The 13238-nt window shown below is 69.9% G+C and carries 10 protein-coding genes, 2 tRNA genes and 1 pseudogene; 10 read left to right on the top strand and 3 right to left on the bottom strand.

The genetic code is table 11. From position 1 onward, the window contains the following. The first annotated feature begins 315 nt into the window (after window positions 1-315). The 3 genes from ACZ4VT_RS25300 to ACZ4VT_RS25290 all read left to right on the top strand — a co-directional run bounded on the left by ACZ4VT_RS25300 (window position 316) and on the right by ACZ4VT_RS25290 (window position 2527). Window positions 316-1704, top strand: coding sequence for a pyridoxal phosphate-dependent decarboxylase family protein (locus tag ACZ4VT_RS25300; RefSeq protein WP_467952914.1), 1389 nt, complete (start codon window positions 316-318; stop codon window positions 1702-1704). After that, window positions 1701-2156 (top strand): HD domain-containing protein, encoded by a 456-nt coding sequence (locus ACZ4VT_RS25295; RefSeq protein WP_467952912.1) that lies wholly within the window; start codon window positions 1701-1703, stop codon window positions 2154-2156. Before ACZ4VT_RS25300 ends, ACZ4VT_RS25295 begins: the two co-directional genes overlap by 4 nt. Before the next feature lie 176 nt (window positions 2157-2332). Continuing rightward, a complete protein-coding gene (locus ACZ4VT_RS25290) occupies window positions 2333-2527 on the top strand; it encodes a membrane protein (RefSeq protein WP_030008564.1) in 195 nt (64 codons plus the stop codon). A gap of 198 nt (window positions 2528-2725) precedes the next feature. Here ACZ4VT_RS25290 and ACZ4VT_RS25285 read toward each other — a convergent pair. Next, a tRNA-Gly gene (locus tag ACZ4VT_RS25285) sits at window positions 2726-2796 on the bottom strand. Window positions 2797-2964: 168 nt separating this feature from the next. On the opposite strand from ACZ4VT_RS25285, the gene ACZ4VT_RS25280 reads away from it, so the two are divergent. From ACZ4VT_RS25280 to clpX, 5 genes are all read left to right on the top strand, one after another. After that, a tRNA-Pro gene (locus ACZ4VT_RS25280) sits at window positions 2965-3041 on the top strand. A gap of 164 nt (window positions 3042-3205) precedes the next feature. Continuing rightward, on the top strand, window positions 3206-4594 hold the full coding sequence (tig, locus tag ACZ4VT_RS25275) for a trigger factor (RefSeq protein ID WP_467952910.1): 1389 nt from the start codon (window positions 3206-3208) through the stop codon (window positions 4592-4594). 276 nt (window positions 4595-4870) lie between these two features. Continuing rightward, a complete protein-coding gene (locus ACZ4VT_RS25270) occupies window positions 4871-5488 on the top strand; it encodes an ATP-dependent Clp protease proteolytic subunit (protein ID WP_030026957.1) in 618 nt (205 codons plus the stop codon). Window positions 5489-5542: 54 nt separating this feature from the next. Beyond that, complete coding sequence (locus tag ACZ4VT_RS25265) at window positions 5543-6214, top strand: ATP-dependent Clp protease proteolytic subunit (RefSeq protein ID WP_351302275.1); 672 nt, start codon at window positions 5543-5545, stop codon at window positions 6212-6214. A 153-nt stretch (window positions 6215-6367) separates the two neighbouring features. Further along, on the top strand, window positions 6368-7654 hold the full coding sequence (gene clpX / locus ACZ4VT_RS25260) for an ATP-dependent Clp protease ATP-binding subunit ClpX (RefSeq protein ID WP_301371147.1): 1287 nt from the start codon (window positions 6368-6370) through the stop codon (window positions 7652-7654). A gap of 69 nt (window positions 7655-7723) precedes the next feature. On the opposite strand, the gene ACZ4VT_RS25255 is transcribed toward clpX, so the two are convergent. Continuing rightward, window positions 7724-8653 (bottom strand): hypothetical protein, encoded by a 930-nt coding sequence (locus ACZ4VT_RS25255; protein ID WP_467952907.1) that lies wholly within the window; start codon window positions 8651-8653, stop codon window positions 7724-7726. A gap of 140 nt (window positions 8654-8793) precedes the next feature. On the opposite strand from ACZ4VT_RS25255, the gene ACZ4VT_RS25250 reads away from it, so the two are divergent. Then, on the top strand, window positions 8794-11415 hold the full coding sequence (locus tag ACZ4VT_RS25250) for a valine--tRNA ligase (RefSeq protein WP_467952905.1): 2622 nt from the start codon (window positions 8794-8796) through the stop codon (window positions 11413-11415). A 280-nt stretch (window positions 11416-11695) separates the two neighbouring features. Continuing rightward, window positions 11696-12847 carry a sensor histidine kinase gene (locus ACZ4VT_RS25245; RefSeq protein WP_467952903.1) on the top strand — a complete coding sequence of 384 codons (1152 nt, stop codon included), beginning with the start codon at window positions 11696-11698 and terminating at the stop codon, window positions 12845-12847. Between the two features lie 38 nt (window positions 12848-12885). On the opposite strand, the pseudogene ACZ4VT_RS25240 reads toward ACZ4VT_RS25245, so the two are convergent. Further along, window positions 12886-13210, bottom strand: a pseudogene (locus tag ACZ4VT_RS25240) (rod shape-determining protein); the annotation flags it as partial. Window positions 13211-13238: the final 28 nt, after the last annotated feature.

Genomic DNA, 13238 nt, shown 5'->3' with positions numbered 1-13238 from the left:
GGTGTGTGTCGGGGCGATCCCCGCAGGGCGCCGAACGCACTTCCGCCAGACTCTCCGACCCCTCGTCACGTTCGGCGTCCGAGGAGACGTCCCGGCGCGCGCCCGGCCCCGCCGAAACCGCCCCCACCAAACCCGGCCCGGCCGCCCGGCCAGCGCGCCCGCCTGCGCCGCCCGGCCTGCCCGCCCCGTCCGGCCGGCGGCGACACGGCGACGCGGCGACGCGGCGACACGGCGACACGGCGACGCGGCGACGCGCGGGCCAATCCGCGCGGATTGGCCCGCCCCGGCAGGGCGCGGCGCGCCTACCGTGCCCCCATGGACCGCACGCTCGCCGCCGACCTCGCCCGGCTCCCCGACCTGCTCGACGCCACCCGCCGCGCCGCCACCGACGCGCTCGCCACGCTGGACGCGCGTCCCGTCGTACCGCATGCCGGCAAGCCCCTCGACCCCGAACCCCTGCCCGAGCACGGCACCGGCACGGCCGCCGCCCTCGCCGCCTTCCGCGCGCGCTGGGAGCCGCGGCTCTCGGCCTCCGCCGGCCCCCGCTACCTCGGCTTCGTCACCGGCGGAGCCACCCCCGCCGCCCTCGCCGGAGACTGGCTCACCGCCGCCCACGACCAGAACTCCAACTCCGCCCTGGACGGCGCCGGCCAGGACCTCGAACGCGAAACCATCACCTGGCTCCGCGACCTCTTCCACCTCTCCGCCGCCCACACCGGCACGTTCGTCAGCGGCGCCACCATGTCCAACACCACCGGCCTTGCCATCGCCCGCGAATGGCTCGGCGAACGCCTCGGCGTCTCCCCGGCCGACGACGGCGTAGCCGCCCTCGGCACGGTCCGGGTGCTTTCCGGCGCCCCGCACTCCTCGATCGGCAAGGCCCTCTCGGTCCTCGGCCTGGGCCGGAGCTCCCTCGTCACGGTCCCGACCCTGCCCGGCCGCGAGGCCGTGGACCCGGCCGCCCTGGACCGCGCGCTCGCCGACACCCCCGGCCCGGCCGTCGTCGTCGCCAACGCGGGCACCGTCAACACCGTCGACTTCGACGACCTGCCCGCCATCACCGCCCTGCGCGAACGCCACGACTTCTGGCTGCACACCGACGCCGCGTTCGGCGCCTTCGCCGCCCTCTCCCCGGAGCACGCGCACCTCGCCGCCGGCCTCGACGCCTCCGACTCCCTCTGCGTCGACCTGCACAAGTGGCTCAACGTCCCCTACGACAGCGCCGTTCAGTTCACCCGCCGCCGAGACCTCCAGGCCCGCGTCTTCCAGAACTCCGCCGCCTACCTCGGCCCCCTCGGCGACCACCCCGACCTCGTCCACCTCACCCCGGAGAACTCCCACCGGCTGCGCGCCCTCGCCGCCTGGTTCACGCTCCGGGCCTACGGGCGCCAGGGCCACCGCGAGATCGTCGAACGCGACATCGCCTGCGCCCGCGCGCTGGGAGCCGCACTGGAGGAGGACCCCGCCTTCACCCTCCTCGCCCCGGTCCGCCTCAACGTCGTCTGCTTCACCCTCGCCGCCGATCCCACTCCCGCCCGGCTGGCCGCCCTGCGCGAGGCCGCGGCCGCCGAGGTCTTCGTCACCCCGACCGTCTACGGTGGAACCCCCGCCCTGCGCGCCGCGTTCTCCAACTGGCGTACCACGCGGGCGGATGTACGCCGGGCCGCCGAGGCCCTCGGCACAGCAGCGAGGGAGATCGCATGACCAGCCGTCCCCTGACACTCGTGGAGGTCGAGGCCCTGGCGCGCACGGCGCACGAGGGCCAGACCGACAAGGCCGGCCGGCCCTACGCCGAGCACCTCGCGGCCGTGGCCGAGGGGGTCCGCCTGCGCGGCGGCAGCCCCGAACAGCAGGCGGCGGCCTGGCTCCACGACGCGATCGAGGACGAGGCCCTCAGCCTCACCTGGCTGGATTCCGCCGCCCTTCCCCCCGAGGTGAAGGACATGGTCCTCGCGGTCACCAAGCGCCCGGGCGAACCGGTCGAGCAGTACACGGCCCGCATCCTCGCCACGCCCGGCGCGCTCCTCGTCAAGGAGGCCGACCTGGCGCACAACGCCGACCCCGTACGCCTCTCCGTACTGGACGGCCCCACGCGCGAACGGCTGTCCGCGAAGTACGCGTATGTCCGGTCCCTGCTCGGTCTCACCGCCCCGTAACCCGGGCCCCGCGCCCGAAACATGCCCGGCGCACATGTGGTTGGCGGAAACGGAACCACGGCGATTCGCCACCGGGCGGATAGCCGGGGCCCGTTGGTGGGAGGATGGTCCATGTGGGGGTGTGCCTGGCCGCGCGCCCCGGGCCGACCAGGGGACGACCGAAGGTGTGATCAGTAGTGGCCATTTCGCTGTCAGTGGTGGTTCTGTTGGCGGTCATCCTGGTGGTGCTGATCCGCGGCAACCACATCAAGACGGGCCCCGCCATCGTCGCGGCCCTCTTCGGTTTCTTCCTGGCGTCCAGCTCGATCGCGGACGACGTGAACCGTTTCCTCAACTCCCTCGCGACGATGATCGCCAACATCAAACTCTGAGCCGCCCCCCACCGGCAGAGGGCTGGTTCGGAAGATCGCGTACGAGCCCCGGCAGACCCGTTGGTCGTCCCGAGAGCACAGAGGGAGATCCACGGCGCAAGCGGCACGCAGGGGGCACGCGAGGCTGATCGGAGCCTCCGGGAACGACGAAGGGCCAGGTCGAGGAAACATCCTCTGACCTGGCCCTTTGTGCTTCAGAGCGGGTGACGGGAATCGAACCCGCGTAGCTAGTTTGGAAGACTAGTGCTCTACCATTGAGCTACACCCGCAACGCGCGCGCCGCAGGTACGGGACCGCGGCACGGACAGCATCCTAGCGGGTCGTACAGGGGGAGCGCACACCACATTTCGCGCGCACGCCCCGGACGGTCCCGAAACGCATCGGGAAACCCCGCACATCAGAGGGTCTCCGGGCATGTACCCTACGTGTCGCACCGACGGGGTGTGGCGCAGCTTGGTAGCGCGTCCGCTTTGGGAGCGGAAGGTCGTCGGTTCGAATCCGGCCACCCCGACCAACAGCAGTGTCTCCACAAGATCGCGTTGTGGGCTGATTGCCGCTTGCGGCTACTATGCAAGCTGCGTGCCCGTGTGTCTGATGTACCGGGCCGAAGTCCGCTGAACCGCTGAATCACAGCGAGACGGCAGATCCCCCAGAAGTCAGCCACAAGGAGACCGAACCGTGAAGAGCGCCGTGGAGACCCTGAACCCGACTCGGGTTCGGCTCACTGTTGAGGTGCCCTTCGAGGAGCTCAAGGACAGCCTCGACGCGGCGTACAAGAAGATCAACCAGCAGGTCACGGTGAAGGGCTTCCGCAAGGGCAAGATCCCGGCCCGCGTCATCGACCAGCGCTTCGGCCGCGGTGCGGTGCTGGAGGAGGCCGTCAACGACGCCCTCCCGAAGTTCTACACCGAGGCCGTCAACGAGGCCGACCTGAACCCGCTGGGCCAGCCCGAGGTGGACATCACGGAGCTGAAGGACGGCGAGCTGCTGGCCTTCACCGCCGAGGTCGACGTCCGTCCCGAGATCGAGATCCCGGACTACTCCGGCATCGAGGTCGAGGTCGACGCCATCGAGGTTTCCGACGAGGACGTCGAGAAGTCGGTCGAGCAGCTGCGCGGCCGTTTCGGCTCCACCAAGGACGTCGAGCGCGCCGCCGCCGACGGTGACGTCGTCACCCTCGACCTGGAGGCCAAGGTCGACGGCGAGGTGCTGCCCGACGGCGTCGCCTCCGACGTCTCGTACACCATCGGCTCGGGCGAGCTCCTCGAGGGCATCGACGAGGCCGTCACGGGCCTGGAGGCCGGTGGCGAGGCCACCTTCACCTCCCAGCTGAAGGGCGGCTCCGCCGAGGGCAAGGACGCCGAGGTCACCGTCAAGGTCACCAAGGTCTCCGCCAAGGAGCTCCCGGAGCTGGACGACGAGTTCGCGCAGATGGCGAGCGAGTTCGACACCCTTGAGGACCTCAAGGCGGACAGCCGCAAGCGCCTCGAGAACATGAAGCAGTACGACCAGGCCACGCAGGCCCAGGAGCGCGTCCTGGAGAAGCTGCTGGAGCTCGTCGAGGTCCCGATCCCCGAGAAGCTGCTCGCGGACGAGGTCCAGACCCGCAAGCACAACCTGGAGCACCACCAGCTCGGCCAGATGGGTCTGACCATCGAGAAGTACCTGGAGTTCCAGGGCAAGACGGTCGAGGAGTTCGACGCCGAGACCTCCGAGCAGGCGATCAAGGGCATCAAGACCCAGTTCGTCCTCGACGCGCTGGTCAACAAGGAGAAGCTGGGCGTCAACCAGGAGGAGCTCACCGAGCACCTCATGCGCCGCGCCCAGTCCTCCGGCATGTCCCCCGACCAGTTCGCCCAGGCGGTCGTCGAGGGTGGCCAGGTTCCGATGCTCGTCGGCGAGGTCGCCCGCGGCAAGGCCCTCGCGGTCGTCGTCGAGGCCGCCAAGGTCGTCGACACCAACGGTGACGTCGTGGACCTGTCCGACGAGGACGAGGAGACGGTCGTCGAGACCGTCGAGGCCGCCGTCGACGGTGACGACGAGGCCAAGGCCGACGAGGCCAAGTAACACCCCGGGCGAAGCCCACTGAGCAGTGTCCCGAAGGGCCCGTACGCAGCCGCGTCCGGGCCCTTCGGCATGGCGCCCCAACGGCCCCGGGACCTTGCGCTCCGAGCGAACAGTTCGGGAAGCGGGATGGCGTTGTCCGACCTGCGCGTTAGGGTCCATGAATACGAGGGCACGTGAGTACCCGGGCGCCGGCGGACTCGTCCGCTCCGGCCGGACCGCGCCCCAGAACGAGACGCTGAGACGGCACATGGCCGTCGGAGACGAGCAGGTGGATACGTGACGAATCTGAAGCCTTACGCCGCGGGTGAGCCGTCCATCGGTGGCGGCCTCGGCGACCATGTCTACAACCGGCTGCTCGGCGAGCGCATCATCTTCCTCGGCCAGCAGGTTGACGACGACATCGCGAACAAGATCACCGCACAGCTCCTGCTCCTGGCCGCCGAGCCGGAGAAGGACATCTACCTCTACATCAACAGCCCCGGTGGCTCCGTGACGGCCGGCATGGCCGTCTACGACACCATGCAGTACATCCCCAACGACGTCGTGACCATCGGCATGGGCATGGCGGCCTCGATGGGGCAGTTCCTGCTCACCGGTGGCGCCAAGGGCAAGCGCTTCGCCCTGCCGAACACCGACATCCTGATGCACCAGGGCTCCGCCGGCATCGGTGGCACCGCGTCGGACATCAAGATCCAGGCCCAGTACCTGCTGCGCACCAAGCAGCGGATGGCCGAGATCACCGCGTTCCACTCGGGCCAGACCGTCGAGGCGATCATCCGCGACGGTGACCGCGACCGCTGGTTCACCTCCGAGGAGGCCAAGGACTACGGCCTCATCGACGAGATCATCTCGGCCGCGTCCAACGTTCCGGGCGGCGGCGGCACCGGGGCCTGATCCCGGCACCACCGTCAGCACCCGGCAGTCGACAGCCCGCAGAACGCCACCAGGATGGTGAACACCCAGATGCAGAACAACTTCTCCGCCAGCGCCAACGGCCTCTACACCGGCCCGCAGGTGGACAACCGCTACGTCATCCCGCGCTTCGTCGAGCGCACCTCGCAGGGCGTGCGCGAGTACGACCCGTACGCGAAGCTCTTCGAGGAGCGCGTGATCTTCCTCGGCGTGCAGATCGACGACGCGTCCGCCAACGACGTCATGGCGCAGCTGCTGTGCCTGGAGTCGATGGACCCGGACCGCGACATCTCGATTTACATCAACAGCCCCGGCGGCTCCTTCACCGCGCTGACGGCGATCTACGACACGATGCAGTTCGTGAAGCCGGACATCCAGACGGTCTGCATGGGCCAGGCGGCCTCCGCCGCCGCGGTCCTGCTCGCCGCCGGCACCCCCGGCAAGCGCATGGCCCTGCCGAACGCCCGTGTGCTGATCCACCAGCCCTCCGGCGGCACCGGCCGTGAGCAGCTCTCGGACCTCGAGATCGCGGCCAACGAGATCCTGCGCATGCGCGACCAGCTGGAGACCATGCTGGCCAAGCACTCGACGACGCCGATCGAGAAGATCCGCGACGACATCGAGCGCGACAAGATCCTGACGGCCGAGGACGCGCTCGCGTACGGCCTGATCGACCAGATCATCTCCACCCGCAAGAGTTCGCACTGATCCTTGCCGCCAGTTGGCGTGGAACCGCCGCCGGATTCGGCGATGTGAACCACGTCAAGGGGGCCCCGCACGGGGCCCCCGGCAAGGTACCGTCGGATATGAGGCACCAGGAGCGCTGAACCAGGCGTCTCCCAGGCGAAGGGGAAGCACCTCGTGGCACGCATCGGTGACGGCGGCGACCTGCTCAAGTGCTCGTTCTGCGGAAAGAGCCAGAAGCAGGTGAAGAAGCTCATCGCAGGACCCGGTGTGTACATCTGCGACGAGTGCATCGACCTCTGCAACGAGATCATCGAAGAAGAACTCGCGGAGACCTCCGAGGTCCGGTGGGAGGAACTCCCCAAGCCCCGTGAGATCTACGAGTTCCTGGAGAGCTACGTCGTCGGCCAGGAGCCGGCGAAGAAGGCCCTCTCCGTAGCGGTCTACAACCACTACAAGCGGGTCCAGGCCGGCGAGAACGGCGGCGCGCAGGGCCGGGACGACGCGATCGAGCTCGCGAAGTCCAACATCCTGCTGCTGGGCCCCACCGGTTCCGGCAAGACGCTGCTCGCGCAGACCCTCGCCCGCATGCTGAACGTCCCGTTCGCCATCGCCGACGCGACGGCGCTGACGGAGGCCGGGTACGTCGGCGAGGACGTCGAGAACATCCTGCTGAAGCTGATCCAGGCCGCCGACTACGACGTCAAGAAGGCCGAGACCGGGATCATCTACATCGACGAGATCGACAAGGTGGCCCGCAAGAGCGAGAACCCGTCGATCACGCGTGATGTGAGCGGTGAGGGCGTGCAGCAGGCCCTCCTGAAGATCCTGGAAGGCACGACCGCCTCCGTACCGCCGCAGGGTGGCCGGAAGCACCCGCACCAGGAGTTCATCCAGATCGACACGACGAACGTGCTCTTCATCGTGGGCGGCGCCTTCGCCGGCCTGGAGAAGATCATCGAGTCGCGTGCGGGCGCCAAGGGCATCGGCTTCGGGGCGACGATCCGCTCGAAGCGCGAGATCGAGGCCAGCGACCAGTTCCAGGAGGTCATGCCGGAGGACCTGGTGAAGTTCGGGATGATCCCCGAGTTCATCGGCCGCCTCCCCGTGCTGACCTCCGTGCACAACCTGGACCGCGAGGCCCTGCTCCAGATCCTGATCGAGCCGCGCAACGCCCTGGTGAAGCAGTACCAGCGGCTGTTCGAACTCGACGGTGTCGAGCTGGACTTCGAGCGCGAGGCCCTCGAGGCCATCGCCGACCAGGCGATCCTCCGCCAGACCGGCGCGCGCGGCCTGCGCGCCATCATGGAAGAGGTCCTCATGTCGGTGATGTACGAGGTCCCGTCCCGCAAGGACGTGGCCCGCGTGGTCATCACGTCCGACGTGGTCCGCTCCAACGTCAACCCGACGCTGGTCCCCCGGATCGTCCCGAAGGACCAGGGCCCGCACGAGAAGTCCGCGTAGCCCGCAGAGCGGCAAGCAGAAGGGGCGCCCCCGGCCGGGGGCGCCCCTTCTGCATGTCCTGCCGTGCCGCTACTTCTTGACGCGGGCGGTGTTGTAGAGCTTCGCGGCGAGCTCCGCGGCCTGCTCCTGGGTGTAGCCCGGCTTGCCGGCGAGGATGGACGCCACGTCAGAGGCGCTGACCATGGTCAGGGTGCTGTAGTCACCCCAGATGCAGAACGGCACCGTGGCCTCCTTGGGCCCCTTGGTGCTGGTGTCCTTCGAGGTGAACTTGATGTCCTGGCACTTCATGACGGCGCCCTTGAAGCCCGCGGGGTTCATCGTCTTGGGGCTGCCGACGAGTTGCACCTCCGACTTGCCCTCCTTGGCGGCGTTCAGCTTGGCCATGGCGAAGTATCCGTCCACCGCCTTCTCCGGGTCGCTGACCTCACCGTAGACACCGGAGAAGTTGAGGCCCTTGGCCGACAGCGGGTTCTTCGGGTCGCCGGCCTGGTAGTTCATGCCCACCTGGGTGGCGTTCTTGACGCCCACCGCCTCGGCTTCCTTCTTGTCCTTGTCGGTGAAGGGCTTCTCTTCGTACTTCGGGTCCTTCTTGAAGTCGTCCACCGACTCCGGCGCGACCAGCTTGTATCCCTTGGTGTCGGCCGCGATGGCGCCGCCCGCGCCGCCGCCCTGCGTGAAGTACCAGCCGGCGCCCGCGACGACCGCGACCGCGACGACCACGGCGATGATCACCCCGGCCTTGGACTTCTTCGGCGGCTGCCCGCCGTACGGAGCCTGCTGCTGCGGGTAGCCGTACGCCGGCGTCGGAGGCTGCTGCGGGTAGCCCTGCGGGGGAACGCCCGGCTGCTGCGGGTAGCCGTAGCCCGGCTGCGGGGCGGGCTGCCCGTACGGCCCGGGCTGGGGGGCGGGCTGGCCGTACGGACCCGGCTGCGGCTGCTGCCCGTACGGTCCCGGCTGCTGCGGCTGCTGCCCGTAGGGCCCTGGCTGGTTGTAACTCATCCCGCGTCCCCCAATGAGGTTGGCTATCCGTTTTGCTTATCCGTTTCACACATCCTGGCGGAAGCGGATGGCGCCCGGGGCGGCGGGCCCCCTCATTACCGGTTTCATGACTGGACTGTTACGGCCGTAAACTGTGGCCCGTGACCGAGAACACGCAGACACCCAGCAGCCCCAACTCCGAATTGCCGACCGCCTACACGCCGGCCGAGGTAGAGGGGAAGCTCTACGAGCGCTGGGTAGAGCGTGGGTATTTCGAGGCCGACGCGAAGAGCGAGAAGCCGCCGTACACCATCGTCATCCCGCCGCCGAACGTCACGGGCTCGCTCCACCTGGGCCACGCCTTCGAGCACACGCTCATCGACGCCCTGACCCGCCGCAAGCGCATGCAGGGCTTCGAGACGCTGTGGCAGCCCGGCATGGACCACGCCGGCATCGCCACCCAGAACGTCGTCGAGCGCGAGCTCGCCAAGGAGGGCAAGTCCCGCCACGACCTGGGCCGCGAGGCGTTCGTCGAGCGCGTCTGGCAGTGGAAGGGCGAGTCCGGCGGGCAGATCTCCGGCCAGATGCGCCGCCTCGGTGACGGTGTCGACTGGTCGCGCGAGCGCTTCACCATGGACGAGGGCCTCTCCGAGGCCGTCCAGACCATCTTCAAGAAGCTCTACGACGACGAGCTCATCTACCGGGCCGAGCGCATCATCAACTGGTGCCCGCGCTGCCTCACCGCGATCTCCGACATCGAGGTCGAGTACCAGGACGACGAGGGCGAGCTCGTCTCCATCCGGTACGGCGAGGGTGACGCCTCCATCGTCGTGGCGACCACCCGCGCCGAGACGATGCTCGGCGACACCGCCGTCGCCGTCCACCCGGAGGACGAGCGCTACAAGCACCTCGTCGGCACCGAGATCGAGCTGCCGCTGACCGGCCGCCGCATCCCGGTCGTCGCGGACGAGCACGTCGACCCGGAGTTCGGCACCGGCGCCGTCAAGGTGACCCCGGCGCACGACCCGAACGACTTCGAGATCGGCCAGCGCCACGGCCTGCCGAACCTCGCCGTCATGGACGAGCACGCCATCATCACGGCCCACGGCCCCTTCCAGGGCCTGGACCGGCTGGAGGCCCGCTCCGCCATCGTCGCCGCGCTGCGCGCCGAGGGCCGGATCGTCGCCGAGAAGCGCCCGTACACCCACTCCGTCGGCCACTGCTCGCGCTGCAAGACCACCATCGAGCCGCGTCTGTCCATGCAGTGGTGGGTCAAGGTCGGCCCGCTCGCCCAGGCCGCCGGTGACGCGGTCCGCGACGGCCGGGTCAAGATCCACCCGCAGGAGATGGAGAAGCGCTACTTCGACTGGGTCGACAACCTCCACGACTGGTGCATCTCGCGCCAGCTGTGGTGGGGCCACCGCATCCCCGTCTGGTACGGCCCGAACGGCGAGGTCGTCTGCGTCGGACCGGACGAGCAGCCGCCCGCGGGCGAGGGCTGGACCCAGGACACCGACGTCCTCGACACGTGGTTCTCGTCGGGCCTGTGGCCCTTCTCCACGCTCGGCTGGCCGAACCGGACCGAGAGCCTGGCGAAGTTCTATCCGAACTCCGTCCTGGTCACCGGCTACGACATCCTCTTCTTCTGGGTCGCCCGGATGATGATGTTCGGCCTGTACGCGATGGACGGCACCCCGCCGTTCCACACCATCGCCCTGCACGGCATGGTCCGTGACGAGCGCGGCAAGAAGATGTCGAAGTCCTTCGGCAACGCGGTCAACCCGCTGGACTGGATGGACCGGTACGGCTCCGACGCCGTCCGCTTCACCCTGGCCCGCGGCGCCAACCCGGGCGTCGACGTCCCGATCGGCGAGGACTGGGTCCAGGCGTCCAGCAAGTTCGCCAACAAGATCTGGAACGCCACGCGCTTCGCGCTGATGAACGGCGCCACGATCGAGGGCGAGCTGCCGGCCGTCGAGGAGATGTCGGCGACCGACCGCTGGATCCTGTCGCGGCTCAACAAGACCGTGGCCGAGGTCGACGCGTTCTACGAGGACTACCAGTTCTCGAAGCTGTCGGACTCCCTCTACCACTTCGCGTGGGACGAGGTCTTCGACTGGTACGTGGAGCTGTCGAAGACGACCTTCTTCGCGGGCGGCGAGCAGGCCAAGGCCTCCGCCCGGGTCCTCGGCGAGGTCCTCGACGTCATGCTGCGCCTGCTGCACCCGGTGGTCCCGTTCGTCACCGAGACCCTGTGGACCACGCTGACCGGTGGCGAGTCCCTCGTGATCGCCGACTGGCCGAAGGACAGCGGCTTCCGCGACGCGGCTGCCGAGGCCGAGATCGAGGCCGTCCAGAGCCTGGTCCGTGAGGTCCGCCGGTTCCGCAGGGAGCAGAACCTCGACGACAAGCAGAAGGTCCCGGGCCGCCTGGACCTGTCCGGCACGACGCTGGTCCTGCACGAGGCCGCCATCCGCCAGCTGCTGCGCCTGCAGCCGGAGGGCGAGGGCTTCGAGGCCACCGCGACCCTCCCGGTGGGCGGTGCCACCGTCGCGCTCGACCTGTCGGGCACGATCGACATCCCGGCGGAGCGCAAGCGGCTGAACAAGGACCTGGCCGCCGCCGAGAAGGAGAAGCAGCAGGCCGAGGCGAAGCTGGGGAACGAGGCGTTCATCGCCAAGGCCCCCGACAACGTCGTGGACAAGATCAAGGGCCGGCTCGCCAAGGCCGAGGCGGACATCGCGCGCCTCCAGGCCCAGCTGGCCGCGCTGCCCGCCGCCTAGCGGTCCGTAGGCGCAGGAACAGGCACCGGGCGAAGGCCCCCGCACCGTCGGTCGACGCGGGGGCCTTCGCCTTATGCGTTCCCCGTCCGGGGGACGGTCTCACAGCAGGCGGGTGCCGAACCGCGCCGGGACCAGCGCGGCCGGCACCGCGTACCCGGCCAGCGGCACCAGCAGGGTCGCGGGATGCCGGGACCTCCGACCTGTCCGAAGTGCCCTAGATCACTCCGCTTTCGGCCTCCGTCGATCCGATCCGATCCGCTGACCACGGATGATGGAGGGCATGCGCGTCCAGCCCCTCGTCTCGGCGTACCACCGGTGGGTGGCCTCCGGCCGCCGGCTCACCGAGAGCTGGGCCGGATCCCCGCGGGCGCTGGACGTGCTCACGGCACTGAGCTGCCTCGGCCTGATGGCCCTCGACCTGCCGGGACTCGCCGCCGCCGACAACTCGCTGAGCGGGCCCGCCGCGGCCGTCGTGCTCGCCGTGGGCTGCGCGAGTCTGCTGGTGCGCCGCCGGACGCCCTGGATCTCGTACGTGGCCGCGCTGCTCTTCATCGGATGGCTGCACGAGCTGACCCTGATCCAGTTCGCGCTGTACTCGGTGGGCCGCTACCGGGGCCGGCGGGCCGCCGTCCTGGCCACGATCGGGTACGTCGGCTTCGCGCTGCTCCTGTTCTCCTGCGTGCCGGGCTGGGCGGCGGACAAGGCCGAGACGCTCAGCGGCTTCCTCGGCCTGTTCGTGCCCATCGGGGTGCTCGCCGCGGCGGTGGGCATCGCCGCCTACCGGCGCGACCTGGTGGGGGAGCTCTCCGCCCGGCGGGCCGAGTCCGCCGTGCTGCAGGCCGTCCAGCAGGAGCGCACCTCCGTCGCCCGTGACGTCCACGACTTCGTCGGCCGGGAGCTGACCCTGCTGACGGTGCGCTCCGAGGTGCTGTCGGTGCGGGCGCGCGAGACGACGCACGCGAAGGACTTCGAGGAGCTGGCCGACACCGCGCGCCGGGCGCACCTGGTGCTCAACGAGATCATCGTGCAGCGCGGGGAGCGGGCCGCGACCCCGGGCGTGGACGGGCTGCCCGCGCTGGCCGAGGAGAGCGGGCGGGCGGGGTCGCCCGTGCGGCTCGCCATGGACCGGGAGGTGCACGCGCTGTCGCCGCTGCGGCAGGCGGCGGTCTACCGGGTGGTGCAGGAGTGCCTGACCAACGCCGCCAAGCACGCGCACGGCGAGACCATCGACGTGTCGATCGCGGCGGACGGGCCCCAGCTGCGGATCGCCGTGAGCAACGCGCTGCCGGCCCGGAACCCGGGCCGGGCCCCCGTCTCGGCGGGCTCCGGCACGGCGAGCATGTCCGAGCGCGTACGCAGCCTGGGCGGGACCCTGACGGCGCGGCGCACGCAGGACGCGTACGAGGTCGTGGCCACGCTCCCGCGCGGCTAGGCCCTGTCCGGGCGGTCTTCGTGGATCAGGCCGCGGCAGCGCGGTTCGGCCACGGGCGGTCCGGAGCCGATCGCCGCCGCCATCGGCTCCTCGATCAGGTGCACGGCCTTGGCGGCTCGTAGTCGCAGATCACGCCGCCCTTGAGGGGGCGGATCGCGGTGATGGAGCCGGGGTGCGGCCGATGGTCTCCTTGGCGTCCGCCCCGGCGGCAAGGGCGGTGGTGGTGCCCGCTGTGACGGCGACCACGGACGGCTCATTGAGGACGATCCCGTGTCCCCGCGCATGGACGAGGGTGTTCGCGGTCCCCAGGTCTATCCCTATGCCGCGGCTGGAAGCCGTCTTGTTGGTACTGGCCTGCGGCATTGTTCACCTCTCTGCTGCCCGCAAGGCC

The organism is Streptomyces sp. NPDC029164 (assembly GCF_055563995.1).
Note: the sequence above shows the minus strand (reverse complement) of the source record. Positions and strands in the feature narration are given on the sequence as shown.

Bases quoted from the DNA above. Each gene is read 5' to 3' on its own strand.
- ACZ4VT_RS25300 (WP_467952914.1), top strand. From the start codon at position 316: ATGGACCGCACGCTCGCCGCCGACCTCGCCCGGCTCCCCGACCTGCTC.
- ACZ4VT_RS25295 (WP_467952912.1), top strand. From the start codon at position 1,701: ATGACCAGCCGTCCCCTGACACTCGTGGAGGTCGAGGCCCTGGCGCGC.
- ACZ4VT_RS25265 (WP_351302275.1), top strand. From the start codon at position 5,543: ATGGTGAACACCCAGATGCAGAACAACTTCTCCGCCAGCGCCAACGGC.
- ACZ4VT_RS25255 (WP_467952907.1), bottom strand. From the start codon at position 8,653: ATGAGTTACAACCAGCCAGGGCCCTACGGGCAGCAGCCGCAGCAGCCG.
- ACZ4VT_RS25245 (WP_467952903.1), top strand. From the start codon at position 11,696: ATGCGCGTCCAGCCCCTCGTCTCGGCGTACCACCGGTGGGTGGCCTCC.